At 65.1% G+C, this 25,357-nt stretch carries 29 protein-coding genes and 1 tRNA gene; 13 read left to right on the top strand and 17 right to left on the bottom strand.

Going from position 1 to position 25,357, the window contains the following annotated elements; translation table 11 throughout:
- Positions 1-90: 90 nt before the first annotated feature.
- Positions 91-1,122, top strand: a complete 1,032-nt coding sequence (locus tag BBTA_RS24395; protein WP_012045171.1) for a patatin-like phospholipase family protein — start codon at positions 91-93, stop codon at positions 1,120-1,122.
- Here the strand turns inward: BBTA_RS24395 and BBTA_RS24400 are convergent.
- Positions 1,109-1,537, bottom strand: a complete 429-nt coding sequence (locus BBTA_RS24400) for a CBS domain-containing protein (RefSeq protein ID WP_012045172.1) — start codon at positions 1,535-1,537, stop codon at positions 1,109-1,111. The genes BBTA_RS24395 and BBTA_RS24400 overlap by 14 nt on opposite strands.
- Before the next feature lie 396 nt (positions 1,538-1,933).
- Positions 1,934-2,728: a rhomboid family intramembrane serine protease gene (locus tag BBTA_RS24405; RefSeq protein ID WP_012045173.1), complete on the bottom strand. Its 795-nt coding sequence runs from the start codon at positions 2,726-2,728 to the stop codon at positions 1,934-1,936.
- 548 nt (positions 2,729-3,276) lie between these two features.
- Here BBTA_RS24405 and BBTA_RS24410 point away from each other — a divergent pair.
- From BBTA_RS24410 to BBTA_RS24435, 6 genes are all read left to right on the top strand, one after another.
- Entirely contained in the window at positions 3,277-3,834 is a 558-nt protein-coding gene (locus BBTA_RS24410) for a PAS domain-containing protein (protein WP_012045174.1), read from the top strand.
- Positions 3,835-4,022: 188 nt separating this feature from the next.
- Complete coding sequence (locus BBTA_RS24415) at positions 4,023-4,637, top strand: PilZ domain-containing protein (RefSeq protein WP_041750866.1); 615 nt, start codon at positions 4,023-4,025, stop codon at positions 4,635-4,637.
- Between the two features lie 331 nt (positions 4,638-4,968).
- The gene (locus BBTA_RS24420; RefSeq protein ID WP_012045176.1) at positions 4,969-5,595 is read left to right on the top strand and encodes a transglutaminase-like cysteine peptidase; all 627 of its coding nucleotides are present in this window, start codon (positions 4,969-4,971) and stop codon (positions 5,593-5,595) included.
- A gap of 469 nt (positions 5,596-6,064) precedes the next feature.
- Positions 6,065-6,484, top strand: coding sequence for a hypothetical protein (locus tag BBTA_RS24425; RefSeq protein ID WP_012045177.1), 420 nt, complete (start codon positions 6,065-6,067; stop codon positions 6,482-6,484).
- A gap of 341 nt (positions 6,485-6,825) precedes the next feature.
- On the top strand, positions 6,826-7,347 hold the full coding sequence (locus BBTA_RS24430) for a hypothetical protein (RefSeq protein WP_012045178.1): 522 nt from the start codon (positions 6,826-6,828) through the stop codon (positions 7,345-7,347).
- A 326-nt stretch (positions 7,348-7,673) separates the two neighbouring features.
- Positions 7,674-8,561 (top strand): dienelactone hydrolase family protein, encoded by an 888-nt coding sequence (locus tag BBTA_RS24435; protein WP_041750867.1) that lies wholly within the window; start codon positions 7,674-7,676, stop codon positions 8,559-8,561.
- Positions 8,562-8,661: 100 nt separating this feature from the next.
- Here BBTA_RS24435 and BBTA_RS40860 read toward each other — a convergent pair whose 3' ends face one another.
- The 3 genes from BBTA_RS40860 to BBTA_RS40865 all read right to left on the bottom strand — a co-directional run bounded on the left by BBTA_RS40860 (position 8,662) and on the right by BBTA_RS40865 (position 9,924).
- Positions 8,662-8,814 carry a hypothetical protein gene (locus BBTA_RS40860; RefSeq protein WP_012045180.1) on the bottom strand — a complete coding sequence of 51 codons (153 nt, stop codon included), beginning with the start codon at positions 8,812-8,814 and terminating at the stop codon, positions 8,662-8,664.
- A 148-nt stretch (positions 8,815-8,962) separates the two neighbouring features.
- Complete coding sequence (locus tag BBTA_RS24440) at positions 8,963-9,256, bottom strand: hypothetical protein (protein ID WP_041750868.1); 294 nt, start codon at positions 9,254-9,256, stop codon at positions 8,963-8,965.
- Between the two features lie 149 nt (positions 9,257-9,405).
- Entirely contained in the window at positions 9,406-9,924 is a 519-nt protein-coding gene (locus BBTA_RS40865; RefSeq protein WP_012045182.1) for a hypothetical protein, read from the bottom strand.
- A 205-nt stretch (positions 9,925-10,129) separates the two neighbouring features.
- Between BBTA_RS40865 and BBTA_RS40870 the strand changes: the two genes are divergently transcribed.
- On the top strand, positions 10,130-10,297 hold the full coding sequence (locus BBTA_RS40870; protein ID WP_012045183.1) for a hypothetical protein: 168 nt from the start codon (positions 10,130-10,132) through the stop codon (positions 10,295-10,297).
- Between the two features lie 31 nt (positions 10,298-10,328).
- Here the strand turns inward: BBTA_RS40870 and BBTA_RS24450 are convergent, their stop codons facing one another.
- Positions 10,329-10,859, bottom strand: a complete 531-nt coding sequence (locus BBTA_RS24450; RefSeq protein ID WP_012045184.1) for a gamma carbonic anhydrase family protein — start codon at positions 10,857-10,859, stop codon at positions 10,329-10,331.
- Positions 10,860-10,945: 86 nt separating this feature from the next.
- Entirely contained in the window at positions 10,946-11,275 is a 330-nt protein-coding gene (locus BBTA_RS24455; RefSeq protein WP_012045185.1) for a hypothetical protein, read from the bottom strand.
- A gap of 192 nt (positions 11,276-11,467) precedes the next feature.
- Here BBTA_RS24455 and BBTA_RS24460 point away from each other — a divergent pair, with 192 nt between their 5' ends.
- Complete coding sequence (locus BBTA_RS24460; protein WP_012045186.1) at positions 11,468-12,166, top strand: hypothetical protein; 699 nt, start codon at positions 11,468-11,470, stop codon at positions 12,164-12,166.
- A gap of 176 nt (positions 12,167-12,342) precedes the next feature.
- Here the strand turns inward: BBTA_RS24460 and BBTA_RS24465 are convergent, their stop codons facing one another.
- A complete protein-coding gene (locus BBTA_RS24465; RefSeq protein ID WP_006611186.1) occupies positions 12,343-12,555 on the bottom strand; it encodes a DUF3126 family protein in 213 nt (70 codons plus the stop codon).
- A gap of 303 nt (positions 12,556-12,858) precedes the next feature.
- On the bottom strand, positions 12,859-13,686 hold the full coding sequence (gene cysE, locus BBTA_RS24470; RefSeq protein WP_012045187.1) for a serine O-acetyltransferase: 828 nt from the start codon (positions 13,684-13,686) through the stop codon (positions 12,859-12,861).
- 425 nt (positions 13,687-14,111) lie between these two features.
- Here cysE and BBTA_RS24475 point away from each other — a divergent pair, with 425 nt between their 5' ends.
- Complete coding sequence (locus tag BBTA_RS24475) at positions 14,112-15,512, top strand: hypothetical protein (RefSeq protein ID WP_012045188.1); 1,401 nt, start codon at positions 14,112-14,114, stop codon at positions 15,510-15,512.
- A 239-nt stretch (positions 15,513-15,751) separates the two neighbouring features.
- Here BBTA_RS24475 and BBTA_RS24480 read toward each other — a convergent pair whose 3' ends face one another.
- Both BBTA_RS24480 and BBTA_RS24485 read right to left on the bottom strand, forming a co-directional pair.
- Positions 15,752-16,501 (bottom strand): alpha/beta fold hydrolase, encoded by a 750-nt coding sequence (locus tag BBTA_RS24480; RefSeq protein WP_012045189.1) that lies wholly within the window; start codon positions 16,499-16,501, stop codon positions 15,752-15,754.
- Positions 16,502-16,546: 45 nt separating this feature from the next.
- On the bottom strand, positions 16,547-17,698 hold the full coding sequence (locus BBTA_RS24485; RefSeq protein WP_012045190.1) for a hypothetical protein: 1,152 nt from the start codon (positions 17,696-17,698) through the stop codon (positions 16,547-16,549).
- A gap of 296 nt (positions 17,699-17,994) precedes the next feature.
- On the opposite strand from BBTA_RS24485, the gene BBTA_RS24490 reads away from it, so the two are divergent.
- On the top strand, positions 17,995-18,237 hold the full coding sequence (locus BBTA_RS24490; RefSeq protein ID WP_012045191.1) for a zinc-finger domain-containing protein: 243 nt from the start codon (positions 17,995-17,997) through the stop codon (positions 18,235-18,237).
- Between the two features lie 7 nt (positions 18,238-18,244).
- Complete coding sequence (locus BBTA_RS24495) at positions 18,245-19,447, top strand: FAD-dependent monooxygenase (RefSeq protein ID WP_172238043.1); 1,203 nt, start codon at positions 18,245-18,247, stop codon at positions 19,445-19,447.
- Positions 19,448-19,496: 49 nt separating this feature from the next.
- On the opposite strand, the gene BBTA_RS24500 is transcribed toward BBTA_RS24495, so the two are convergent.
- Positions 19,497-19,967: a hypothetical protein gene (locus BBTA_RS24500; protein ID WP_041750869.1), complete on the bottom strand. Its 471-nt coding sequence runs from the start codon at positions 19,965-19,967 to the stop codon at positions 19,497-19,499.
- 380 nt (positions 19,968-20,347) lie between these two features.
- On the opposite strand from BBTA_RS24500, the gene BBTA_RS24505 reads away from it, so the two are divergent.
- Positions 20,348-20,434 (top strand) — tRNA-Leu (locus tag BBTA_RS24505).
- 130 nt (positions 20,435-20,564) lie between these two features.
- On the opposite strand, the gene BBTA_RS24510 is transcribed toward BBTA_RS24505, so the two are convergent.
- From BBTA_RS24510 to BBTA_RS24530, 5 genes are read right to left on the bottom strand one after another with little or no spacing between them, the layout of a single operon-like run.
- Positions 20,565-22,022, bottom strand: coding sequence for an amidase (locus tag BBTA_RS24510; protein ID WP_012045194.1), 1,458 nt, complete (start codon positions 22,020-22,022; stop codon positions 20,565-20,567).
- A gap of 17 nt (positions 22,023-22,039) precedes the next feature.
- Entirely contained in the window at positions 22,040-23,035 is a 996-nt protein-coding gene (locus BBTA_RS24515) for a branched-chain amino acid ABC transporter permease (RefSeq protein WP_012045195.1), read from the bottom strand.
- Between the two features lie 2 nt (positions 23,036-23,037).
- The gene (locus tag BBTA_RS24520; protein WP_012045196.1) at positions 23,038-23,904 is read right to left on the bottom strand and encodes a branched-chain amino acid ABC transporter permease; all 867 of its coding nucleotides are present in this window, start codon (positions 23,902-23,904) and stop codon (positions 23,038-23,040) included.
- Between the two features lie 17 nt (positions 23,905-23,921).
- Entirely contained in the window at positions 23,922-24,620 is a 699-nt protein-coding gene (locus tag BBTA_RS24525; RefSeq protein ID WP_041750870.1) for an ABC transporter ATP-binding protein, read from the bottom strand.
- Positions 24,607-25,338 carry an ABC transporter ATP-binding protein gene (locus BBTA_RS24530; RefSeq protein WP_012045198.1) on the bottom strand — a complete coding sequence of 244 codons (732 nt, stop codon included), beginning with the start codon at positions 25,336-25,338 and terminating at the stop codon, positions 24,607-24,609. The genes BBTA_RS24525 and BBTA_RS24530 overlap by 14 nt, the downstream gene beginning before the upstream one ends.
- Positions 25,339-25,357: the final 19 nt, after the last annotated feature.

Here is a 25,357-nt window from a genome sequence, read left to right on the forward strand (position 1 = left end):
TGTGCTTCTGGTAGGATTGGCTTGAGACTCGGTGACGATGTGCCGCGGGCCGGTTCCTCGTCCCCGAATGGCGTATGCGTGGAGATGACCGTGCTGGACATGTTGATGGGACGCCGCCAGAGCGGAGCAGAGGAAAACAATGTCGGTCTTGGCACGATTCGCAAGCCGGTGATCGGCCTCGCCCTTGGCGGCGGCGCAGCCCGCGGCTTCGCCCATATCGGGGTGATCCGGACTCTGATGGCGCATGGCATCGTGCCCGATGTCGTCGTCGGAACCTCCATCGGTGCCGTGGTCGGCGGGGCCTATGCGGCCGGCCAGCTCGACACGCTCGAGGAATGGGCGCGCAGCCTGCAGATGCGCAACGTGCTCGGTTATCTCGACATCCGTCTCAACGGCTCCGGCCTGATCGGCGGCGAGAAGCTCGCCGCCCAGCTCGAGGCGTCGCTCGGGCGGGTCGCCATCGAAGAACTGCCCATGAAGGTCGCCACGGTCGCGACCGAGATTCGCACCGGACATGAGATCTGGCTGACCCATGGCAGCCTGGTGGACGCGATGCGCGCCTCCTATGCCCTGCCCGGCATCTTTGCGCCGGTGCTGATCGGCGACCGCTGGCTGGTCGACGGCGCCATGGTCAATCCGGTGCCGGTGTCGGCCGCGCGCGCGCTCGGCGCCGAGATCGTGATCGCCGCCAACCTGTCGAGCGACGTGTTCACGCATTCGACCACGATCTATTCGCATGGCCAGCCGGTCGAGGTGCCGGAGACAGTGATGGAGAGCGCGCCGCCGCGGCGCCGCTTCGGCAAGCTGTTCTCGCCCGAGCGCGCGGTGAAGCGGCAGTTCTTCGGCGGCGGCGGCCGGCCGGGCATCTCCTCGGTGATGGTGGACGCCTTCAACATCATGCAGGACCGCATCACCCGTGCCCGCCTCGCCGGCGACCCGCCGGACCTGTTGATCTCGCCACGCGTCGGCCAGATCGGCTGGTTCGATTTTCATCGCGCAGCCGATCTGATCGCGTTCGGCACCAGGGCGGCCGAACGTGCGCTGGATTCGATCCAGGAGGCGATCGGCCAGCCGACCGGAGCCGCAGCGCCGACCACCGGCAGCGGGGCTACGCCGTCTTGATGTACTGACGCAGCGCTTCCTGCTCGGCCTCATATTCCTGGACGCGCCATTTCACGACGTCGCCGATCGAAATCAGCCCGACCACCAGTCCGCCGTCGATGACCGGCAGATGGCGGAACTTGCCGGTGGTCATCGTCTCCATGATCGACGCAACCGTGTCGGCCGGCCGGCAGCTGACGACGCGGCGCGTCATCACGCCGGATACGGGCTCGGTGAGAACCGCGGCACCGCGCTCGCCGAGCGAGCGCACAATGTCGCGCTCGGAAAGGATGCCCTCCATCCGCGAGCCCGACATCACCAGCACCGCGCCGATCTTGCGGTCGGCGAGCAGCTTGGCGGCGTCGGCAAGTGTGGTCTGGGGCTCGACGCTCTCGACCTGATGGCCCTTGATGTCGAGGATCGCACGTACTGTCATTGCTCGTCTCCTTGGAAGGCCGGTGCGCCCTTCTCATCGAGGCGTCGTGACGGCCGATGCTTGCAGCAGATTTCAGTCAGCGAGTCTTGAGGTAGCGAGTCTTAGAGATTGAGGTAGCGAGTCTTAGAGAAGTTGGTCTTAGAGAACTTGGTCGACAACGTGGCTGCGAGCCGCACCATGCGTCTCGGACCGCGTCTCACGCAGCGTCCATCGAGGGTCTGCGTCCATCGACAGTCTGGCAATGCCCCAGTCGCGCTCTGGTTGCATCGCGCCGGCAGGCTGCATCATGACCTCATGAAAACAGCCTGCTCTGTTCGCCCGGAGTCGTGCCCCGGTTGCACCTGTCGCAAATGATGAATGAAATCGGCGCCGCTCGCAAGCGCAGGATCGCGGCAACTAACGATCGATGACATCCGACGGCAGCGCAGGTGCAGCATCATCACGCACATGCGGGATCGGATCGAACAGCGCGAACAGGATGAGGCCGGCGACAAAGCCGCCGATGTGGGCCTGCCAAGCCACATTGGCCCCCTCGGCGCCGATCGACAGGCCGCCTGCGCCGAACACGATGTTGACGCCGAACCAGATCGCCAGGAACGCCAGCACCCGCGGATTGCGCAGCGCACGCGACAGCGACAGCGCCGGCACGCGCGCCGCCACATCCGCATCGCCGCGGCTGAAGGACAGAAAGCTGCCCTTCACGAACGCAAAGCGCATCGCGGCCGCCATCGTCCCGGACACCGAGGCCGAGGCGCCGATCATCGGGGCCAGCGCGTGCTCATGGGTGAGCAGATGCGCCAGCGCGCCGGCGGCCGCCGTGACCGCCATGAACAGATAGAACCTGAATGCGCCGAAGCGGCGCGCCAGCGCGCTGCCGAACGGCAGCAGCCACAGCACGTTGAAGCCGATATGCGTCAGATTGGCGTGCAGCAGCGAATAGGTGACGAACGTCCAGACCTTGGCCGGCGTCCCGCCGGGAAACGCCCCATCCATCAGCGTGGGGTCGTATCGTTTCGGGACGAAGGCGAACAGGTCGATGATCAACGTGTCCCAATCCTCCGGCAGCAGGACGCGCAGATGGATGGCCGCGATCAGGACGATGTAGGCGGTCAGCGCCCCCGGCAGGTTCAGGATCGGTTCCCGCGGCGTGGCCAGCGGCGGATCTTGCGGGAGGTCTGACGGGGAATCCAAAACGAAAGCCTTCCACGGGAGGAACAGACCCGTCAGATAGGCGGCTTCCGCCGATCTGCGCAAGCGCGCACATGCAGAGTTGATGACGAGCGCGGCCGGCGGCGCGAGCCGCGACCCAAGCGACTAAAACAATGGACTAAATGAATGGGACCAATCAAAGCGACCAAATGAAAGAGGGAGGGTTCTGAGAAAACCCTCCCTCGAGATCCGCCAGCCTTTCCGTCGCGGGAAGCCCGGGGGTCGTTCCCCACCCCTCCCCGTCGCGGTGACCGGACTGTTTGACGCCGCCTCGTGTCTTCAACCGATCCGCGGCGGACCTTCCACCTTCCGCCGCGATTTGGTGAACGCGATCTTAACGGCCCCAACGCCTTCGCCAAGCACATCGTTAATTTAACCTTAACGCGCGGAAGCCGAGGAGAAGGCCGGCACGATCGCACCATCGGCATGGACGCTGCACAGCCCCTCCTGCACAACAAACCAGGGAGGCGCCTGGACGAAAACGAGACAGCGATGTCTCGGGAGCGTCGACGGCGCGAGGGGTCATCCAGATGAAACATCCGTCCAATCGCGAGTTCTTCGCCTATTGGAACGATCGGCGCGGCCATGCCAAGGCGCCGGAGCGCGGCGACTTCGAACCCGCTGCCGTGCGCGAACTGCTCGGCGACAGCTTTGTCCTGTCCTGCGATGCCGACAGCGGCTTTCCGTTCCGCATGGCCGGCACCCGGCTGTGCGCCCTGCTCGGCGGCGATGTGAAGGACAAGAGCTTTCCGGCGCATTTCGCGCCGGCGAGCCGCCGCGAGATCGAGGAGATCACGACCGTCGTCTGCGAGGAGACGCTGCCCGCCATTGCGGGCGTGACCGCACAGGCCCCCGATCGTACGACCGCCCACTTCGAGCTGCTGCTGCTGCCATTCGCCACGCGGGCGCATGAACCGATCAGCCTGACCGGCCTGCTCGCGCCGTTCGAAACGCCGCAAGGCGCGCTCGGACCGCTGGAGATCGCGTCCTGGCGTTACCTCCATGTGCCAACCGAGCCGATCGTGCCGCGCGCGCTGCGCAAGCTCGCCCTCGCCCGCGGCCTGATGGTCTATGAAGGGCTGCGCTGAGGGCTGTCGTCGCCCGAAGCGCCCCCGACTGATGCGGGCCCGCGCTCACCTTGGCTTACATAGTTCCCGCAAAACGCGAACCACATGCATGAGCGCGGTGCTGCGATAACGCTGAATTAACCCTGCAGCATTTAGTTTCGTTGCTGGATCGTCCGGCCCTGTTAAGAGCCGGCTTTGAGTGACGAAACATGGCGTTGCCGAACAAAAAACTGTCTCTGCCGGCCGCCGAGGAGCGTCGCCGTTTCCAGCGGGTCAAGGTCCACCTGCTCGGCCGCTACATGCTGCCGGATCGCCGTGAGTTTCCCTGCCAGGTGATCAACATGTCGCCCGGCGGCTTGGCGCTGCTGGCGCCCGGCATCGGCAATGTCGGCGACCGCGTGATCGCCTATCTCGACCATATCGGCCGTGTCGAGGGCAAGATCACCCGCATCATCGACAACGGCTTTGCGATGACGATCGGCGCGACCGCGCGCAAGCGCGACAAGCTCGCCGCTCAGCTCACCTGGCTCGCCAATCGCGACATACTCAATCTGCCGGAGGATCGCCGCCACGACCGCATCATTCCGCGCAACCCGATCGCGGTGCTGACGCTCGAGGACGGCACCAAGATGACCTGCCGCATCATCGACATGTCGCTGTCGGGCGCGGCCATTGCCGCCGAGACCCGGCCGCCGATGAAATCGCAGGTGATGCTCGGCCGCGTGCAGGCGCGCGTGGTGCGAAATCTCGAAGGCGGCTTCGCCATCGAGTTTGTCCATCCGCAGCTTGCCGAAACGCTCGAAGAGAGCGTTACCGCGCGGTAAAGCCGCAAGTTCCGCAAATCCCGCAACTCCACGGGGCACACGGCGTCCGCCATCGCGGGCGCCGTGTCGCGTTCGACCACCGCCCAAGCCGTCCATCGCAGTTAATGAGCGCGGCTGAGAGCGCGCGCGACGCTGCAATAACAGCCCTGCGCGGCTTAATGCAGCGCATTTGAACTAACTGCGATCGATTCAAATTTTAGGCTTATTCGATTCAACAGGGATTCGAATTATCCCTTTGTTTTATTTGGATTTACGTCAAATCCATCGTGGCGATTTAGCGGCAGCGAAAAATCTTTGTGAGACACATGGTCCCAACAAAACGGGGGCCAAAATGGTCAAGCGGACGGGACAGGCGAAAGGATTGGCGGTGATCGCCATCCTGATGGCGATGGGGGCAGCTGCGCATGCCGGTGATGACCGGGTGCTGTATGCGAGCCTCGGCGACACCACGCGGGCCCCGATCGGCTGGATCGAGTTCTGCACCGAGACCCCTGAGGAGTGCCGCGGCGGCGCGTCACAGCCCCGCGACATCGTGCTGTCCCAGACGGCGTGGCGCGACCTGATAAAAGTCAATCGCTGGGTGAACGAGAACGTCAAGCCCATCACCGACATGGACCATTGGGGCGTGGTCGAGAAATGGTCGCTGCCGACCGATGGTTACGGCGACTGCGAGGATTACGTGCTGTTGAAGCGCAAGCTGCTGATCGATGCCGGCTGGCCCCGCGAGGCGCTGCTGATCACGGTGGTGCGCGACAAGAAGGGTGAGGGACACGCGGTCCTCACCGTGAAGACCGACAAGGGCGAGTACGTTCTCGACAATCAGAACGAGAATGTCGTCGCCTGGACCGAGACCGGCTACCGCTTCGTCAAGCGGCAGTCGCAGAGCGACCCGAATGTCTGGGTTTCGCTCGGCGACGGTCGCCCGGCCGTGGCAACCGCCAGCGCGAAGGAGCGCTGATCAGAGAGGCTTCGAGACCACATCATTCGAGTTACGCGACCCGGTCACATCCCCACCCCTCCCCGTCCCAGACCGGTTCGCGCGCGGCCAGGCCTCCCCCAAGGCCTGGCCGCAACTTTTTTCAGGCCTTGCTTGGCCCGGACGCCAAGCCGCAGCGCGCTTGCTCCGGCCGGCAGACATCGACCAGCGCGATGGCGACATCTGGAGGCCGCCAATGGATGTGGCGGTCGGTGCATGGGGTCGCGACCAGAGGGTTCGGCGTGGTCGTGGCAAGCAGCCCCTGTTAGCTTCGCATGGCGGGCTCGAACGCCACGCAGCGCGCCGCCGAAGGCACGCAGTCCTGGCCGAGCGCCGCTGCAAACGTTGGCTGCAACTTTTTTCGGCCTTGCTTCGCGTGTAGGTTCAAGCTCGGGCCGACTCGGCCAACCCAACTTTGTTTTCCCGGAACCGTCGGGGTCAGGTGATTGGCATGATGATCCTCCTGCGAAGCGCGACGCTGCTGGCCGTGGCCCTGACACTGGCGAATTGCTGCATGTCGGGAACCGGCTGCACCGGGCCGCTGGCCTCGGCCGACGCGCCCGCGGGAGCTCCAGCGATGGCGGCTGCGCCGACCGGCGCCGGCCCGCAGACGGCCATCGCTGCGGCCGATCTGGACGGACGGCTTGCCTCCTCAGATACCGATCTGGTCACGGAGCCGGATATCAGCTCGCCGCGCAAAGGCGGCAAGCGCAGCAGAGGCGACTCGCGGGTCGACGTGATGTCCTCGCAATCAGGCTCGGCCTCCCGCGGCCGGATGAGCTGGGAGGAAGAACAGGCCGCCGACCTCGCCGACGAGGCGCGCTTGAAGCAGAAGCTCACGATCTGCCGGAACTGCAACTCCTCGCAATAGACACTGCCCCTCCGACGTTGCTGGCGCTGACGGCCTGAAGCGGCGCCGGCCCCGGCACCGACCGCAACATATCGGCACGACGCGGCCGTGCGGTTGCCCCGCCGCGTCCAACTCCGCCCGAGTTCGCGACCGCAGGCGCGGGCGCACGGCACGGGCGCCGTTTTTTGGACGCACGAGCCTCTCTTTTGTCGGATTCCCCGATCAAACCCTCAGGACTTGGTTCGTCCGTTAGGCACCAATGATCCGGGCTGAGCGGACAACATCCTTTGCTCGAGCTTTCCGCCTCTCCCGCATTTCGGGAGTGAATCCGAGAACCTGTTTTCGATTAGGGTGGTTTCGTGATGAACCCGGTGACGCGCGACACCAGACTGTATCTCGACAAATCCAGCACCAGCCCCGCGAGGAGCTCGCACCCGATCGCGCTCGCGGCCGCCACCTTGGCGGTGCTGATCGCCGGCATCGGCGGTATCATGCTATGGCGAGCCTATGGCGGTAGCCCACCCGAGACCGAACGCGCCGTCGCACTGACCAAACAGATCCAGGCCCGGACGGTGCAGGCGTCCGAGCAGCTCGTGGAGAAGACCAAGGGCCTCGAAGCGAGCCAGCAGGAATCGATCGATCAGTTGCAGAGCATGCAGGAGGAGCTGCAGAGCATGCGCCGCCTGCTGGCCGCCCAGCAGGCCGATACCAAGCGCCTGACTGACCAGGTCTCGACCTTGAAAGACACGGTCGACGGGCTTCGGCAGTCCTTCGCCAGCACCCAGGCGTCGGAGCAGGCCTCAGCCGCGCCCCGGAATCGCAACATCCGAAGCCGCGCCCATGCCAGCCGCAGCGGTCACCGGCATCGCCGCAGCCGATCCTGACACCAAACGGTAGAACTGCTGCCGAATTTTTCCGGGGTCTTGTGAAGTGTTTCACAAAACCCCGCCACGAGTTGGGCCATCTTCGGCTTACCGGATGGCGAGCCAATTTCAGGATGGCGCAGGGCCAATTTCAATATCCGGGGCTGGCAAGGTCGTTGGCGTCATACTGCGCCGACGGCCTTGTTTTTTGAGCTCCCTTTGCGGCGCAACAGGAATTTGGCAGAGCGACAGGGATCTGATTGAGGGCGGCCGGCTCGCCGGCTGGTGACTTGCTTTTCACCGATCATTCTCTGCTCAATACCACCCCCATGCAGAGGAGCTCCCCCATGTCCGTCGAACCTGCCCTGACGTCCGATGTCATCGGACTGACCAAAGCCGCTCCCTTCTCGCGCCGTGGCTTCATGACGGCCTCTGCGGCCGTCACCGCGGGCTACACGCTGGCCGCCGGTCCGGTCAGGGCGGAGGTCATCACCACCGATACCAACGGCCTCAACGCTGGCGACGCCAAGATCAAGGTTGCCGACGGCGAGATGCCGGCCTATTTCGCCAGGCCCGCCAGCGCCAGCAATCCTCCGGTCATCCTGGTCGCGATGGAGATCTTCGGCCTGCACCAATACATCAAGGACGTCACCCGCCGCCTGGCCAAGCTCGGCGCGCTCGCGGTCGCACCCGACTATTATTTCCGCAAGGGCACCGACCTGACCAAGATCGCCGACATCAAAGAATTGCTGCCGATCGTGAATGCAAAACCGGATGCCGAGCTGCTGACGGATCTCGACGCGACGGTGGCCTGGGCGAAGTCACAGGGCGGCGACACCTCGCGGCTCGGCATCGTCGGCTTCTGCCGCGGCGGCCGGAATGTTTGGGAATATGCAGCCCACAATGCCGGGCTGAAGGCCGCCGTCGCGTTCTACGGTCCGCTGACCGATGCGCCCAACCCGCTCTGGCCGAAGAACCCGACGCAGCTCGCCCCCGAGATGAAGGCGCCCGTGCTCGGTCTTTACGGCGAAGCCGACACCGGCATTCCCGTGGCCAGCGTGGAGGCGATGAAGGCGGCGCTTGCGGAGAACAAGAAGACCGCCGAGTTCAAGATTTATCCTGGCGCGCCGCATGGCTTCCATGCCGATTACCGCCCGAGCTATCGCAAGGACGCCGCGGAGGATGCCTGGGCCCAGATGCAGGCCTGGTTCAAGAAGTACGGCGTTCTGAGCTGAGCGCGCCTGCCGACCACGCGCTCGCCATCAAGATTTCGCCCGGTACAGCAGCACCGGGCGCATCCCGCTTCGTACGTCGGCGAACCAGCGGCCTTGGCAATCAGCCGATCTGGGGCGGGTCGCGGCGGATCTTCGCCGGCTGCCGCGCGCCCTGCTCCAGCTCATAGACCATCCAGACCAGCGCAGTGCCGAGGCTGAGGACGACGCCCATGAACAGCATCGTGAGTTCGGGGGATGTGAGTGAGTTCATCATGCCTGTGTCCCATGCAAGGGTTTCGTTCGATGCAAGCAGTGCGCCAGCTCTGTCCCGATCGCCGCTCAATCCAGCGCCGCGGCGATCAAGGAAGAAGGGTCGTGATTAACGTCGGGTGATCGCCCAACGCGTCACCCCGCGCTCAGGTTCACTCGCAAACTTCGACGCGGCGATAGCGCCAGCCGTGCGCTGTTCGCACGCGCTTGCGCGCGACATAACAGCCGCCCAGATCCTCGTATGTGTAGGGGTAGTAGTAGGTAGGACCGTAGTAATAGGGCGAACCGAAGCCGAACCCGAGCGCGAAGCCGGGACCGAAGCCGTGATAGAATCCGCCGTGATGAAAGTGATGAAAGCCGCCCGGCCCGTGCGCCGAGGCCGTCCCCGGTGCAAGCATCATCGCCAGCACGCCGCCGGCCAGCAATCCCATTAATCTCATGCGCATCGATGCGTCTCCAAATCCAACCCACGCAATGACAGCATCATTGCGTCACCGCATCGTTTAAGCCGGATTTGGAACACGACGCAGGCAGGCCCGCTCACATCTGCGCGATCTTGGTATCTCGATATAGCCGCTGCCGCAGCGGGCAATCTTCAGCAACCGCGGCAGATGCTCTTGACCTTCCGATCAACGGTGCTGTTCTCCTGCTGGATCGTCGCATCGGTCGAATCGCCGGCACGGTTGGGGCCCGTGGCCGCCGTGCCTCCCGCGCCACGTCCAGCGCCGGTCGTGACACCTGCATTGGAGCCCGATCCGCCCGAGCCTGAGGACTGCGCCGTGCCGAGGCTGTTGGTGCCATTGGTGCCGGGCGCGCCCGGTTGCGACAGCGCCGCGCCACTGCTGGCGCCGTTGGTGCCGATGCCGCTCGCTCCAATGCCGGTTGTTGCTGCATTGGCGCCGCCTGCGGTGCCCGCAGCAGCACCAGCCGCGCTCCCGCTCGTCGTCGTGCCCGATACGGCTCCGCCGCCTGCGCCGCCACCAGATGCGGCCCCGCCGGCGCTGGCACCACCACCTGCTCCGCCACCCCCACCACCGCCGCCTTGCGCGAACACGGCGGTCGCCGTGGTGAGACCTGCAATCACGATCAAAGTGCCCAATGAAAATCTGGCCATAGGATGCTCTCCCTTTCCCCTTTCAACCCGACCGCGCAGGCCGCGTTCCGGAACCAAGTTGGATCCAACAGGATTGATGGGATGAGGACAGTAGAGGCGCTGCGCAGGCAGGGCCTGAAACATGCCTGCGCAAGAGCGCTGCTGATCGCGGCGCGTTGGCGGGCAAAGCGGGCCGCCAACCGACGACGAGGAGCCAAGTATCGGCATGAGCACCGACCCCGATCCATTCGAACAGGGCGAGCGCGCCGCGCGTGAGAACATTCCGGCCGAGGCCAATCCCTATCAGGACGGCAGCGAGCAGCATGCGCTGTGGGCGAGCGGCCATGAGCGCGTTGCCAGCGCGCGCGAGGCGAATGAGTCCGAGGGGACGTGAAGCGAGCCCACCGCGCAACGCGCGGCAGGCCTCAGCCGATCTTCTTCAGGCCCTTGGTGTAGCGGGGCCCCTTGGCAATATAGGCCTTCGCGGCAATGCCCATCCGTTCGACCTGCTCCGGCTCCAGCGTGCGAACGACGCGCGCAGGCGCGCCGATGATCAGCGAATATTCCGGAAAGTCCTTGCCTTCGGTGATGATGGCGCCCGCCCCGACGACGCTGCCGCGACGGATATGGGCGCCATTCATGATGATCGAGCCCATGCCGATCAGCGCGTCGTCCTCGACGGTACAGCCATGCAGGATCACATTGTGGCCGACGGTGCAATTCCTGCCGACACGCAGCGGGAAGCCGGGATCGACATGGCAGGTCGCGTTGTCCTGGATGTTGGAGCCCTCGCCGATCTCGATCCAGTCATTGTCGCCGCGAATGACCGCGCCGAACCACACGGTCACCTCCTTGGCGAGACGAACACGGCCAATCACGGTCGCGTTGTCGGCGATGTAGTAATGTCCGTCCGCCGGCAGCTCGGGCGCCTGCCCGTCGAGTTCGTAAATGGCCATCGAGGTCTCCCATTCGCGGAGGACCTTCGCACAGCCTTGACGCGATGATCAAGCAACCGCGGAGCCGACAACAACAACGCAGGGAACTAGGTCAGCACCCCCGCGGCACGGAGTGTCATCACGACGAAGGTGCCGGACATCATGCTCCAGAAGCCGGCGATCACGGTGGCCAGCATCACGAACTCGAAGCGGCGGCGCTCGATGCGGGCGCCTCGCAGCGTGTTGCGCATGATGATGAAGGGAGCGGCAAATACCAGGAAAGGCACGGCGGCGAAGCGCTGCGGCGTGACCCCCTGCTGCAGCAGTTCGAAGCCGGCGGGGCGCTCGGAATAGGCCTGATAGCCGCTCGCCAAGGCGCCGGCCAGGGCGAAACCGATCAGAAGCGAGAACAGGGAATTGAACGCCTCGGCCGACATCGAACGCACCCTCACACTGCAGAACTTGCCGAGACAGGTTGGCAAAATCCCCGTCCGCCCGCCACATTAGCCTTAAGGAAGGGTTAATTTGGCCCGCGCGAGGCGCGCGGCCACCTGACGGCATGGGTCTGCAGAAACCGCCTCGCCGTGGCATAGTCTGGACTGATTCGGTCCAGAGATCCCCTGCCCGCCATGACGATGTTTTCGGTCCGCAGTGCCCGTCCTTCGAACGGCCATGGTCATGCCGTGCCGATCATCGCCGGCGCCGTGCTGGCGACGCTGGCGGCGGCCTTGGTTGCCTATCTGTTGTGGCCGACATGGCGCGCCAGCGCGTTCAAGGGACCGGAGCGCCTGCCGGTCAGCATTGGCGGCACCGTGTTCAACGTGCCCGCGGCAGCCATTCGGGTGAAGATCCAGCGTCACACCGGCCCGCAGGAGCGCGTCGATCTCGGCTTCGACTATCCGTCGCTGACGCCGCCGGAGGCACCGCATCACGTCAGCGCCGATCAGATCGATCAGGCACCGCACCCGATCGATCGCATCTTCGTGTCGATCGCAGCGCATCACGATGCGCTGTCGCCGGAGGCGCGGCTGAAGACGATCTATCCGCGCTATCTCAACCCGAATGTCGTGTCGGTGCAGGACGGGTTGAGCATGCGCAACTTCCGCTCTGGTACGCCTTACGATGTTGAGGATCTGTTCCTCGCAGAGCAGCCGATGCTGGTGGCGCGATGCACACGTGACGCAGCGACGCCGGGGATGTGCTTGAGTGAACGCCGGGTCGAGGGAGCGGATCTCATCTTCCGCTTTCCGCGCAGCTGGCTGTCGCAATGGCAGGACGTCGCGGCCGCGATGGAGCGGCTGACCACGCAGATGCACCCGACCAGGTAGTTCGCGCTGCAGCGTTGCCTGGCGACGCCTGGAATGTCGACAGGATCGACATTCGCGATCTCATGCACTCTCCCGGTGCACCCCATGTCGCTTGCGCCGAAGCCCGCCGGGCTCCGGCTCACGCTCATGCAGGCGACGCCGCCCGGACCGACGCAGAATCCCTGAGCGCGCGCGTCCTACTCGACGAGATCGTCTTCCAGGATGGCCATCTGGAATTGGAACGAACGATCATCATCCTCGTCGTCGACGAACAACACGCCGATGAACTCTTCGCCGATATACACCTCGGCGGAGTCTTCCTTCTTCGGCCGCGGCACAACACGGATCTTCGGATTGCCGAACACGCGCTTCAAATACGCGTCGAGCTTCCTGACTTCCTGAACGTCCACGGGTGAATCTCCAATTGCAGCGAGGTTTGCGTGTTGTCTGAAGGACGTGACGGAGCGACACGCCCGTGTCCTTGAGCTCGATCATCCAGCCCGTTGATCTTGGCGAGGCAGCGCAAGCGTTGTCGAACCAAGCGTTGTCGCACCAAGCGTTATCGAACGAAGCTGAAGGGGACGCCGTGGATCTCACATTCACTCCGCCGAGACAATGACGGATCGTCAGATCCACAGACGGTCAGTGTGTTCGCACGAAATTCCGCGGTTGAAAAGCTCTTGACTTCGAGATTGACGCAGCTGCCTTCCAGCTCAGATCCCGATCGCGTTGATCATCTGGTCCATAGTGCGCGACGGCTCCGCGCAGCCCGCCTCACCCACAATCTTCGCCGGTACACCTGCAACCGTGACGTTGTTCGGGACCGGCTTCACGACGACGGATCCCGCAGCAATGCGCGCGCAATGACCGACCTCGATGTTGCCGAGCACCTTGGCACCTGCGCCGATCAGCACGCCATGGCGAATCTTCGGGTGGCGATCCTCATTCTCTTTGCCGGTGCCGCCGAGCGTCACGCCATGCAGAATCGAGACGTTGTCCTCGATGATGGCGGTCTCGCCGCAGACGAAGCCGGTGGCGTGATCGAGGAAGATGCCACGGCCGATCCGGGCCGCCGGATTGATGTCGGTCTGGAAGACCGCCGAGGAGCGGCTCTGCAGATAGAACGCGAAATCCTTGCGGTTCTTGCGATGCAGCCAATGCGCCAGACGATGGGTCTGCAGGGCATGGAAGCCCTTGAAGTAGAGCAACGGATCGATGAAGCGCGCAGTGGCCGGATCGCGATCATAGACCGCGACGAGATCAGCGCGAAAGGCGTGGCCGAGGTCCGGCTCGTCGCGCAGCGCGTCGTCGAAGGTCTGGCGGATCAGGTCGCCCGACAACGCGGAATGATCGAGTCGGTCGGCCACACGATGCACGACCGAATCTTCCAGCCTGCTGTGATGCAGCACGGTCGAATAGATGAAGGTCGCGAGCTCCGGCTCGCGGCGGACGATCTCTTCGGCCTCGTGGCGGATCCGATCCCAGATCGGATCGAGCGCAGCAAGCTTTCCGCCCTGTGGGTTGGTCTGATGCATGGCCATGGCAGCTTCTCGCATATTCAATCGGCAGGGATTATAGCACAGCGCGTGAAACGGTGTCCTCCGCGAGCTGCTCGGGGTGACCGATCCATTCCAGCCTGCCTCGCCCCCATAGAACATGGGATTGAGACATTTCCGTTACTTGCCGGCCATACCGCGGGGTCCAGCGGCCCCGCGTCGGCTCAAATTGGTCGGTCGGAACCGGAAATCAAGGCGGGGCAAGCCCTCGCGGTGGCGGGTTCCGCCTTCTTGAGAGACTTGACGTCAGCTTGACGTCAGCTTGGTGCGAGACAAGTCCAGGCGTCTCGGCCCCGCCCGTTGCGCAAAAGGAACCAAGGCAGGACAGATGGCCGGCCGTCCCCCGCTGGAACACGGGGTCGGCTTTACCATCCATCATGCTGCGTCTATTGATGAATACCGCAAGGGCCATGTTTTGGCCATGGTGCTCCGAACCGGGGGACGCAGGCATCAGCAACACTCAGATCCTCGACGAACGCGCGAGTGAGGCCGGATCGGCCTGGCTCCCCCTGATCGTCATTCCGATCTTCCTGGTGGCGCCCGCGCTGTGGAACGGTTATCCGCTGCTGCAGTGGGACACCGGCGGCTATCTCGCGCGCTGGTATGAGGGCTACCTGGTGCCGAGCCGCTCGACCGTGTTCGGGCTCTATTTGCACTGGGGCGAAGGCTCCAGCTTCTGGCTCAATCTCGGCCTGCAGGCGCTGGCGACGCTGTGGATCCTGCAGCTGACCTTGCGTGTGCTCGGGCTCGCCCAGCCGCTGCGCCTGCTCTGGATCGGCCTGCTGCTGATCCTGACCACTGCATTGCCCTGGATTGCCAGCATGCTGCTGACCGACATCTTTGCCGGACTGTCGGTGCTTGCGCTGTTCATCCTGGTCACGCAGGCGCAGCGCATCTCACCGCTCGAAAAATGCGCGCTGTTCGGCTTCGTCGCGTTCGCCTCCGCCACCCACAGCGCCACGCTCGGCGTGCTGTTCGGCCTGTGCTGCGCCGGTTGGATGGCCTATCCGTGGCTCCGTCGGCAGATCGCGCTTTCCGGCCTGGTGCAGGCCAGCCTGACCATCGTCGCCGGAGCCGCAATGCTGCTCGCGGCCAACGTCGCCTTGTCCGGCCAGCTGGCATGGACACCGGGCGGCACCGGCGTCGCCTTTGGCCGCATGCTCCAGGACGGCATCGTCGCGCAGTACCTGAAAGACCATTGCGCACGCGAGAAGCTCAAGCTCTGCCCCTATCGCAACGAGCTGCCGCCCACAGCGGATGACTTCCTGTGGGGCAACAGCATGTTCAACAAGCTCGGCCGCTTCGAGGGCATGAACGACGAGATGGGGTTCATCGTGAAGCAGTCGCTCGCGGCCTATCCGCTGTGGCAGGCCAAGGCGGCGGCGGTTGCCACGGTCGAGCAGCTGCTGCATGTGGCGACCGACGAAGGCACCAATGGCTGGGTGCCGCACACCTATGGCATCATCGAGCGCTACATCCCGTCCCAGACAAAGCAGATGCGCGCGGCGCATCAGCAGCATTGGGAGATCAATTTCGCGGTCGTGAACTGGCTCCACGTGCCGGTCGCGCTCGGATCCATGCTGGCGGTGGCCGCCATCGCCGCCCATGCGATCTGGCGCCGGCGCCGCGATGATGTCGCCCTCCTGGCCGTGACCGTGACGCTCGCTTTGCTCGGCAACGCCGTGATCTGCGGCGTGATCTCAGGTCCCCATGACCGCTACGGCGCCCGCCTGGTCTGGATCGCCAGCTTCACCGCGCTGATCGCCGCGGCACGCTGGCTCGGCGGCGAACGCATCGACGCAGCGCCGTAGTGCGCGGGCACCGCGGCCGTCCAGGCGGCAATTGTTTGGTGGGCACAATCTCTCCCCACGTCATTGCGAGGCGAGCGAAGCGAAGCAATCCAGGGACCCACCAGAACCCTGGATTGCTTCGCTTCGCTCGCAATGGCGGAGGAGAGAGCCAGCGCTGATCTGGATCTCCGACCGGGCCGTGACCCAACGCGAGCGCCCCGGCCGGCTGCCGGCCCATCAGCTCGCGCTCGGATCGACCGTCAACGCCGTGACAGGAAATCGATCACGCCAGCCTTGTAGACCTTGTCGCCGACGGCGCGCATGTGATCGCGGTTGGGAATATCGAGCACCTCCGCGCCGGGAATGAGCGCGCCGAGCGCCGGCCCGGAGCCTGCGACCTCGTCGGCAGTGCCGACGGCGACCAGGACCGGCACGGCGATGCGGCCGACTTGTTCGCGCGAGATCAATCCGCGCGAGCCGCGCATGCAGGCGGCCAGGGCCAGCCGGTCGGAGCGGGTCTGGTCGGCAAAGGCGCGGAAGGTGCGTCCGACGGGATCGGTCACCTCGTCGATCGACGGCGCCTCCAGCGCCGCGGCGACGTTCTCGCCCGGCCCGCCGCCCTCGATCATCGCCATGCCGATGCCGCCGAAGATCGCCGAACGCAGGCGCTCGGGCCTGGCGAGGGCGATATGGGCGGCGATGCGACCGCCCAGCGAGTAGCCCATGACATCGGCGCTTGCGAGCCCGAGATGGTCCATCAGCGCGGTGACATCACTGGCCATCTCCGCGATCGCGTAGCTCGCGGGATCGTAGAGCTTGGCCGAGTCGCCATGGCCGCGATTGTCGAGCGCGATGACGCGGCGGCCGTCCTTGCGCAGTTCGGACACCCAGGCTGGATAGACCCAGTTGACATTCTTGGTCGACGCGAAGCCGTGGACGAGCACGATCGGATCGCCCTCCCCCTCATCGATGAAGGCGATTTCGACGGCGCCGTTGTGAAAGCTCGGCATCGGCCTGCGGTCCCGGAGTTGAGAATGAAGATGCTGCGACGGAGTTTAGCCGCAGGAGGCGGCGGCGACCAGTTCGGGTCTGGCCGCAGCGGCCTGCGCCTGCCGCAATCGCCGCCGCTTGCCGCGATCGATCGCGGACTGGGTGGCGCGCTCTGTTATCGATTTGAGCGAGCCGAGCATCCCGAACAGCGTCATCAGTGCACCGAACAGCCAGAGCGCGAGGTTGAACGCGCCCGCCGTCAGCAGCAGCGCGCCGCGGCCGAGCAGTTTGAGGATCGCGCGCGTCTGGCCGCCCTTGGCCTCGGCCAGACGGGCCGCACGGGCAACGTCCTTCGGCCCCTCCGCGAGCTTGAGCGAATCGAGCGCGCCTCGCGTTCCGGCCTTCTCGGTGATGCGGCCGACATCCTTGCCGAGCCGCACCAGGGCACCGGCCTTCTCGGCCCGGAACGCCGCCCTGATCGCGGTCGCGGTCTCTCCGGGACGCAGCACCGAGCCGGAGGCGACCGCCTGCTGCAGCATCGGCGCATCGACCACCTCGCGCGCGGACCGTCCGGCCCAGGCCGCCAGTCCCTCGCCGAGCCGGCCGACCTTGCGGGCATCCTTCACCAGGGTCAGACCGGCGCGCACCGGCGCCGCGGTGCCGGCGGAGACATAGGTCGCGGCGGTCACGGCAAGGCCAGCCGCGGCAAGGCCCAGCACGAGGCGGTCGGTCTCCTCGCCCATCACCAGATGCTTGCCTTCGCGCACGGCGTCGCGGATGTCACCGAACACGAACAGATCGCCGGCGACAGTGCCGGAGAGGCTGGCGACATCATCGGCCTGACCGGTAACGAGCCCGGTCGCAAAGCGCTTCGCCACGCTCGCCGGCGCCTTCTCCGCAGCCAAGGCTTCGGTCACCCGCTGCACCTGACTCTCATCGAGGGCGAGATGATGAGCGTTTGCGAGTGCCACGAAGCTGTCGGCGAGATCGGGATCGCCGGCGGCAAGCGCCTCCTCGATACCGGTGGAGATGCGCGTCGGATCGCTTTGCAATAGCGGCGCGATCTGCAGCTCCGACAGCCGCGCCGGATCGTCTGCCGCGTCGAGCACGGCTCCGGCATGATAGGCATGCGGATACAGCGCCGCGCCGATGGCGATGCTGATGGCAAGGCCCGCCACGGCCAGACCGATACCGCGATTGATTCGATTCGAGATCACGCCGTGTTCACGTTTTCGCGTGGATATTCAGGTGAAGACATAGGATGTCCGGCCCGGCACACAACGGCCCCGACGAAAGAAGGGCTTCTCGGGCGCATCTGGTTTGTGTCGAATCCACAAGCGCAAAAATAACGGCGTGCGTCACACCCAACGCAGGTTCCCAATCCTAGGAATTGGCCTTATGGCTCAGTATGGTGCGCCGCCGTTTCGCGACGGCACGGCGTATCGTTCCTGTCCCGTCGGCCGATTCCCCGTGCTGATCCGCTCTGCTCTTCTTGCCACTCGAGGTGAAACCGATGGCCGATAACATCGTCCCGCATTTCCACAACGATGCCGGTGTGCCCGTCATCGAGATCGGCTCGCGTGAGTTCATGTGCGTGGGCGCGAACCCGCCGTTCGATCATCCGCACGTGTTCCTCGATCTCGGCAACGACAAGGAAATCATCTGTCCTTACTGCTCGACGCTGTACCGCTACGCGCCTGACCTCGCCGCCGGCGAAGCGCGGCCGCCGGAATGCGTGCTCAAGGACGTGGCCTGATCGTCCGATCGTGGCATCGCGTACCATCTTCGTTGCAGGCGCCGGGATCGGCGGCCTGACAGCAGCGCTCGCACTGGCCACCAAGGGCTTTCGTGTCGTCGTGCTGGAAAAGGCCGAGCGGCTCGAAGAGGTCGGCGCCGGGCTGCAACTGTCCCCGAATGCCAGTCGCATTCTGATCGATCTCGGATTGGGGCCGCGGCTTGCCTCCCGCGTGGTGGTGCCCGAGGCCGTCAGCATCCTCAGCGCCCGGGCCGGCGGTGAAATCGCGCGGCTGCCGCTCGGCGCGGCGGCGAGCGAGGCGGCCGGCGCGCCCTATTGGGTCGTGCATCGCGCCGATCTGCAGGCGGCCCTGGCGGCCGAGGCGATGGCGCATCCGGATGTCGAGCTGCGCCTGGGCTGCCAGTTCGAGGATGTGGCGGCCCACGCCAAGGGCTTGACCGTGGTGCATCGCCGCGGCGATGAACGCCGGCAGGACGTGGCGCTGGCGCTGATCGGCGCCGACGGCGTCTGGTCGGCAGTGCGGCATCATCTGTTTCCCCAGGTCCGCGCCGAATTCTCCGGCCTGATCGCGTGGCGCGGCACGCTCGACGCCCGGCAATTGCCCCGCGACCATGCCAGCGCGCGGGTGCAGCTCTGGATGGGACCCGGTGCTCATCTGGTCGCCTACCCGATCTCAGCCGGGCGGCAGGTCAACGTCGTCGCGGTGGTGCCCGGCACCTGGAACCGGCCGGGCTGGAGCGCCGAGGGCGATCCAGCGGAGCTGAAGGCGGCGTTCGGCCCGCCACGCTGGCCGGCCACGGCCCGCTTGCTGCTCAATGCGGTCGATGGCTGGCGCAAATGGGCCTTGTTCGGGGTTCCCGAGGGCATCGCGTGGACCGCAGGCAATGTCGCGCTGCTGGGCGACGCCGCCCATGCGATGTTGCCCTTCGCCGCGCAGGGCGCGGGCATGGCGATCGAGGACGCAGCCGTGCTCGCCAAGACCCTGAGCGAGGCGCGCCCGGATGGCCCTGGCGCCATCGAGGGGGCATTGCAGCGCTACGCCAGGCTGCGTCGCCCCCGCGTCGGCCGGGTGCAGCGCACGGCGCGCCAGCAAGGGCGCGTCTACCACATGACGGGTCCGCTGGCGCTGGCACGCGACCTCAGCATCAAGGCGCTCGGCCCGCAACGGCTATCGGCGCGGCAAAGCTGGATCTACGATTGGCGGCTCTAGCGCATGAATGCGTTGCCACGGAAACGCATCACCATCTGATCTTGCGGCCTCAATAGACCGAACCGTCCCGCGGCAGGGTCGAAGGACCGGTCGAACCGGTGGAGGCCATCGGCCGCGCCGGACGCGCCGGTTTGGCCGGCTTGCCGCCCTTGGCGGCCGCAGGCGCCGGCGGCGGGCTTTCCTGGCACTTGTTGCGGCGCCACGCCTCTTCGGCGAATTGCGACTGGCCGCGGATCGCGACGTAATCGTTGCGATAAGCGAGCTCTGCCACCACGACACCGCCGGTCCCGGTCTCCGCCTTGGCCATCAGGCCCTGCAACTCGGCGGTGCGCGCAGCCAGCGACTTGCGCTCGGTTTCGAGCTGCTTGCAGTCGTACAGATCGTATTTGGCCGGATCGGCGAAAGCCGTCGACATGTTGTCGCTCATGCCGGCACAACCGGACAGCAGCGATCCCAAAGCGATCAATCCCGCGGCGAGCGCAAGGCGCCGATGGCCTGGGCGGTGGCAGTCAGTGGTCATGCAGCCTCGTTAAAGCAGCCGTCTTAAAGCATCGTCTCGCCCCGAAGGGAAGCGCATCGGGCTTGGCCTCGCCGACCGCACGATCCGCAGCATCGACATTGCCCGCCCCGTCCGGATCCGGCTCACCCGCCCCGCCAGTTGGATCTGCCGAGCGCCCGATTTCAGAACGACATCCGCATCTTGCAAGTGCCCTTTGGCGCAGCTGTTGAATGACCTGGCTCGCTTGCTTCAGATCAGATGCCATCTCAAAGCAGCTGGTGACGGCCGGATTGAGGCTTTACCAAGGCGACCGCCTTGGCTTAAGCAGGAGGATGAGCCTCAGGGCACCGAAAGCTTCATTCCTTCTGCACGAAGGCTGGGCTAGGTCTCTGATCCCAAACGCGGACGTGGCGGAATTGGTAGACGCAAGGGACTTAAAATCCCTCGATGGCAACGTCGTGTGGGTTCGAGTCCCACCGCCCGCACCAAGGCCCTCGCCGTTTCATCCTGTGCATGATGCGAGATTGCTGCAGCGTCGACGGCTGCACGGCGTGCGCCGGCCGGTCGTCTGATGAGACAGACGATGAAGTCACCCGGCCGGATCGTCCGCCATACCGGCTAATAGCCGGGCGGTGCCTGGAAGGAGCCGAGCTCGCGTTCGACCAGACGGGCAAACCGCAAAGTGGTGCGGTCGCCCAGGAACGGTCCGATGATCTGGACGCCTGCCGGCACCGAACCGACCAGCGCGCCAGTGGGCATCGCGGTCGCCGGCAGATAGGCGACCGTGGCGAGGCCCGGCCATGCCAGATTGTCGAGATAGGGGATCCGGCGATCGCCCACCGCCAAGGTGCGGACGAACTGGGCCGCGAAATCGGAGCGCTCGACGTCATGCGGGAACGCCACAGTCGGCGTCACCGGGCAGATCAGGATGTCGTAATCGGCAAAGAAATAGCTCCACGCCTGGCGGAGCCGATGGCGCTCCTCCCTGATCGCGAGATAGCTCTGCAACGGCTGCCGAATGGCATCGGCCACCTGGCGCGGATAGCTGCCGGCTTCGGCCGCATCCCCTTCCGCGAACAGGGCCTCCTTGGCCGAGGGCGGAAGGCCGGCCCCGATGATCCCGAACAGGGTCTGAATGTAGGCCCGGTGGCTGGCTGCAGCGTCGATGGCCGGCCGGGCCGCTTCATCGACCTGAACTCCGCAGCGCCTGAGACGGCCGACAAGCTGGTCGATCGCCGCAGCATAACCGGGATCGAGCGGAAAGGCGTCCGTCCACACCCCGACCCTGAAACTTTTCAGGTCGTCGTGACGCGGGGCCGGCAATCGCAGCTCGGCTCCTGCGCGCTCGATCTCCGCAGGTCCGAGCAGGATGTCGAACAGCAGCTCCAGATCCTCGGCGCTGCGCGCGAGAGGTCCGACCACGGAGAGCCCGGATGGCGCAACATGTCCAGGCGGGGGCGGAAGGTGTCCTGCGATATCGATCAGACCGTAGCTCGACTTGTGTCCATAGACGCCGCAGAAATGAGACGGGACGCGGATCGAACCGCCGATGTCGCTGCCGAGTTCCAGCGGGGTGAAGCCTGCAGCCAAGGCCGCAGCCGAGCCACCGGACGAGCCGCCCACGGTGCGCGTCAGATCCCACGGATTGCGGCTCAATCCAAACAGCGTGTTGTAGGATTGATGGTCCTTGGCCGCGGCCGGGACATTGGTCTTGCCGAAGATGACCGCTCCGTTCGCCCGGATCCGCGCCACCGCCGCAGCGTCCCGCTGCGGCCGGTAGTCGCGAAATTCCTCCATGCCACAGGTCACCGCCATTCCCGTCACCGCGAACGAGTCCTTGATCGTCATCGGCAGACCAAGCAGACGCCCGGCGGTCGGGTTTCGGGCGATGGCCTCGTCGGCGGCGCGCGCGCTACGCCGCGCGCCCTCCTCATCGAGTGCAACCACCACATTGCACTCCGGATTGAGCCGCTGCACGCGGTCGAGATGCAGGTCCAGGAGTTCGGTCGCACTGATGCGCCGCTCCGCCAGCATCTTCAACTGCGCCGTCGCGCTGAGATAATACGTGTTCGTCATAATCCGGGATTCCCTGGTCAGTCGTTGTTCGGTTTGTCCTGCAGCGCAAGGCGCGGAGCCTTGCGTTCGACGCTCATGAAACGCAGGCCCCAGCGCGCACTCAGCGCCGGCCAGAGGCCGCGCGGCGACCACAGCATCGTGCCCACCGCGACGCTCCCCAGGGCAACGAGATACCAGCCTCCCGACAGTCCGAGCTGACCGGTGACGATCTCGCGCAGCGCGAAGAACAGCAGCGTGCCGATGATCGGCCCCTCCAACGTTCCAATGCCGCCGATCACGACGATGAACATCATATTGACGACCCAGCTGACGTCGAACGCCGAAGCGGGACTGAGATAGAGATTGCTGAGAAAGTTGACGGCGCCCGCCGCGCCGCATCCGGCAGCCGAGATGACGAAGACGATGAGACGATTGCGCTGGACGTCGACGCCGACGCTCATGGCCGCAACGTCATTGTCGCGCACGCTCATGATCCCGAGACCGAATTCCGATCGCATCAACAGCAAGAGCCCCGCCGTCGCCGCCAGCGCCAGCACGCTCGCAATCCAGAACAGCGTCGGCTCGAACCAGTCGAGGTCCATCAGGCTGCTGGTCTTGAGCGGCAGGCCGGCCGTCGCGCCGGTCAGGGATGACTTCGTGACGAGAGTGGCGACGATCTCGGAAAACACCCAAATCCCAATTGAGAAATAGGCATCGCGCAACCGAAACAGCGGCAGCGCGACCAGCGCTGCCAGGAACGCGGCCGCCAGCGGGGCCAAGGGCAACACCCAATAGGGCGAGACGTTCAACGCCTCAGCTGCGAGGAACAGAGCGTAAGCACCGGCCGCCACGAAAACCTGATGGCCGAACGAGACAAGACCCGCATAGCCCGCGAGCAGGTTCCACATCTGCGCCATCGTGAGAATGAGCAGAGCCTCTGTCCACAGGCGCAGCGCGCCGTCGCCGAGCACGAAGGGTGCACCGGCGCTGAGCAGGATCGACGCGACGACACCGGATACCAGACGGAGATGCATCGTCAGCTCCGGCTCGCCACCAGCCCGGACGGGCGGATCAGGATCATGATGAAGAACAGCAAGTGACAATAAAGCAGGCCAGCATTGGGATCCCATTTGAGACCGACGAGCTGCGTGACGCCCAGCGCAAGACCACCGATCAACGGCCCCCAGAACGAGCCGATGCCGCCCAGCACCACGACCTCGAACGCAATGAGCAAGCGTTCGACGCCGGAAAATGGCGTGAAGCTCGCACGCGCTGCGAGAAAGAGGCCGGCGATTGCGCTGAGCGCCACAGACATCGCCATCACGCAGGCGTACACCCGGTCGGGCTTCACGCCGAACAGTCGAACGATGTCGCGGCGATCGGCTGTTGCGCGAATGATCCGTCCGAATGACGTTCGTTTCAGCATCCATTGCAGGAGCAGAAACAGCGCGATCGAGGTGGCGAGCGTCAGCAGCGGCATGACACCGATGTTGATATTGAAGATCGCGATGCTGGCGCGCGACAGCGACCCGAGTTGCAGCCCGCGCAGATCGGCGCCGAACACCTCCACCATCACGCTGCGCAGGATGATCGACACCCCGAAGGTGAGTAGCAGCGGCGCGAGCGGATCCGAAGACTGCATGGATCGATTGACGATCCAGCTCTGATACACATAGCCGACACAGAAGGAGAATAGGATGGCGAGGCCAAAAATGATCAGTGGGTGAAGATCCGGTGCCGCCGCTAAGACGATCACCGCGAAGAAGGCCGCCATCACCATGAACTCGCCTTGGGCGCCGTCGACCACCCGCATGACTCCAAAGACGAGGGCAAGCCCGATTCCGATCAGGCCGTAAAGGCCACCCAATAGCAGACCGTTCACCACGGTTTCGATCCACGCCATGCCAACCTGCCCCGCTCTCAAGCGCCGAAATAGGCGCGTGTCAGATCCTCGACCCTCACGGCACCTGCGGCGGTCTCCAGCGAAATCCTGCCCTTGAGCAGGCAATAAAGCCTGTCAGCGGCGGCGGAGGCGCGCTTCACATCCTGCTCGACCAGCACAAGGGCCGTGCCCTGCTTGCCGATCTGCGCGAATGCCGCATAAATCTGCTCGACCATGAGCGGTGCCAACCCGAGCGAAATCTCATCACACAGCAGGAGCCGCGGGTTGCAGATCAGCGCCCTGCCGATCGCGACCATCTGTTGCTGGCCGCCCGAGAGGTGACGCGGCATCGCGCTACGCCGCTCGGCCAGGATCGGAAACAGTTCGAAGACCCGCTCCAAGGTCCAATACCCGCGGCGCCTGAGCACCTGCCCCATCATCAGATTTTCCAACACGGTGAGGCTGTCGAACAACATGCGCCCTTCGGGCACCATGCAGAGTCCTGCGCGCGCGATGTCCTCCGCGGATGCAGCGGAAATCTCGGCGCCATCGAAGCGGATTCGTCCCTGCTTGCTGGCAATCAGGCCGACAAGCGCGCGCATCATCGTTGTCTTGCCGGCGCCATTCGCACCGACAAGCGCAACCACCTCACCTTCGCCGACGCGAAGGTCAAGATCGAAGATGGCCTGGAGATCACCGTGAAAGACGTTCAGCCCGGACACTTCAAGCAACGTCATCAGCCGCAAACCCCATATAGATCCGCCTGACCGCGGGACTGTCCATGACCTCGCCCGGCGCGCCTTCGAGCACCTTGCGACCGAAATCGAGCACGAGAATGCGGTCCGCCACCGCGCGCAGTGCGTGCGGGATGTGCTCGATCCAGATCATGGCGTAACCGGCCTTGACCCCGCCGATCACCTCGGTGAGACGCGCGACCTCCGGCTCCGTCAAGCCGGCCGCGATTTCATCCAGCAGGATGAGCCGCGGCTGGGATGCCAACGCCTTGGCGAATTCAAGCCGCTTGCGATCAATCAATGGCAGCCCGCCAGCCAGCAGTTCCGCCTTGGCGAACAGCGCCGTCAGTTGCAGCACCTCGATGGCCGCTTCCGCAGCAGCATCCTCGTGCATTCCGCCGGCAAAGGTGGCTGCTGCGAGAACGTTTTCGTAGACGGTCAGATGCGGGAAAGGCTGCGGGATCTGAAAAGCCCGGCCGATGCCGCGACGCGCCCGAAGGTGCGGCCGCAGCCCGGTGATGTCGCTGCCGTCGAGGATGATGCGACCCGAGTCAGGTCGGATCAAGCCCACGATCAGGTTCAGCAGCGTGCTCTTTCCGGCGCCGTTCGGACCGATCACGCCGAGACATTCCCCCAGTTCGAGCTGAAAACTGAGATCGTCTGCGACCTTGATGGCGCCGAAGCTCTTGCTCAGCGAACTGACGTTCAACACTTCGACCATGTATCGCGCTCTGCCGCCG

The organism is Bradyrhizobium sp. BTAi1 (assembly GCF_000015165.1).
Classification (GTDB): Bacteria; Pseudomonadota; Alphaproteobacteria; order Rhizobiales; family Xanthobacteraceae; genus Bradyrhizobium; species Bradyrhizobium denitrificans.

What these genes read in the sequence shown, in the direction of transcription:
- BBTA_RS24425 (WP_012045177.1), top strand. Translation starts at nt 6,065, where the DNA reads ATGATGATCCTCCTGCGAAGCGCGACGCTGCTGGCCGTGGCCCTGACA.
- BBTA_RS24525 (WP_041750870.1), bottom strand. Translation starts at nt 24,620, where the DNA reads ATGACGTTGCTTGAAGTGTCCGGGCTGAACGTCTTTCACGGTGATCTC.
- BBTA_RS24420 (WP_012045176.1), top strand. Translation starts at nt 4,969, where the DNA reads ATGGTCAAGCGGACGGGACAGGCGAAAGGATTGGCGGTGATCGCCATC.
- BBTA_RS24460 (WP_012045186.1), top strand. Translation starts at nt 11,468, where the DNA reads ATGACGATGTTTTCGGTCCGCAGTGCCCGTCCTTCGAACGGCCATGGT.
- BBTA_RS24515 (WP_012045195.1), bottom strand. Translation starts at nt 23,035, where the DNA reads ATGCATCTCCGTCTGGTATCCGGTGTCGTCGCGTCGATCCTGCTCAGC.
- BBTA_RS24440 (WP_041750868.1), bottom strand. Translation starts at nt 9,256, where the DNA reads ATGCGCATGAGATTAATGGGATTGCTGGCCGGCGGCGTGCTGGCGATG.
- BBTA_RS24455 (WP_012045185.1), bottom strand. Translation starts at nt 11,275, where the DNA reads ATGTCGGCCGAGGCGTTCAATTCCCTGTTCTCGCTTCTGATCGGTTTC.
- BBTA_RS24510 (WP_012045194.1), bottom strand. Translation starts at nt 22,022, where the DNA reads ATGACGAACACGTATTATCTCAGCGCGACGGCGCAGTTGAAGATGCTG.
- BBTA_RS24450 (WP_012045184.1), bottom strand. Translation starts at nt 10,859, where the DNA reads ATGGCCATTTACGAACTCGACGGGCAGGCGCCCGAGCTGCCGGCGGAC.
- BBTA_RS24435 (WP_041750867.1), top strand. Translation starts at nt 7,674, where the DNA reads ATGTCCGTCGAACCTGCCCTGACGTCCGATGTCATCGGACTGACCAAA.
- BBTA_RS40870 (WP_012045183.1), top strand. Translation starts at nt 10,130, where the DNA reads ATGAGCACCGACCCCGATCCATTCGAACAGGGCGAGCGCGCCGCGCGT.
- BBTA_RS24475 (WP_012045188.1), top strand. Translation starts at nt 14,112, where the DNA reads ATGTTTTGGCCATGGTGCTCCGAACCGGGGGACGCAGGCATCAGCAAC.
- BBTA_RS24490 (WP_012045191.1), top strand. Translation starts at nt 17,995, where the DNA reads ATGGCCGATAACATCGTCCCGCATTTCCACAACGATGCCGGTGTGCCC.
- BBTA_RS24430 (WP_012045178.1), top strand. Translation starts at nt 6,826, where the DNA reads ATGAACCCGGTGACGCGCGACACCAGACTGTATCTCGACAAATCCAGC.
- cysE (WP_012045187.1), bottom strand. Translation starts at nt 13,686, where the DNA reads ATGGCCATGCATCAGACCAACCCACAGGGCGGAAAGCTTGCTGCGCTC.
- BBTA_RS24530 (WP_012045198.1), bottom strand. Translation starts at nt 25,338, where the DNA reads ATGGTCGAAGTGTTGAACGTCAGTTCGCTGAGCAAGAGCTTCGGCGCC.
- BBTA_RS24500 (WP_041750869.1), bottom strand. Translation starts at nt 19,967, where the DNA reads ATGACCACTGACTGCCACCGCCCAGGCCATCGGCGCCTTGCGCTCGCC.
- BBTA_RS24410 (WP_012045174.1), top strand. Translation starts at nt 3,277, where the DNA reads ATGAAACATCCGTCCAATCGCGAGTTCTTCGCCTATTGGAACGATCGG.
- BBTA_RS24415 (WP_041750866.1), top strand. Translation starts at nt 4,023, where the DNA reads ATGGCGTTGCCGAACAAAAAACTGTCTCTGCCGGCCGCCGAGGAGCGT.
- BBTA_RS24400 (WP_012045172.1), bottom strand. Translation starts at nt 1,537, where the DNA reads ATGACAGTACGTGCGATCCTCGACATCAAGGGCCATCAGGTCGAGAGC.
- BBTA_RS24520 (WP_012045196.1), bottom strand. Translation starts at nt 23,904, where the DNA reads ATGGCGTGGATCGAAACCGTGGTGAACGGTCTGCTATTGGGTGGCCTT.
- BBTA_RS24480 (WP_012045189.1), bottom strand. Translation starts at nt 16,501, where the DNA reads ATGCCGAGCTTTCACAACGGCGCCGTCGAAATCGCCTTCATCGATGAG.
- BBTA_RS40860 (WP_012045180.1), bottom strand. Translation starts at nt 8,814, where the DNA reads ATGATGAACTCACTCACATCCCCCGAACTCACGATGCTGTTCATGGGC.
- BBTA_RS40865 (WP_012045182.1), bottom strand. Translation starts at nt 9,924, where the DNA reads ATGGCCAGATTTTCATTGGGCACTTTGATCGTGATTGCAGGTCTCACC.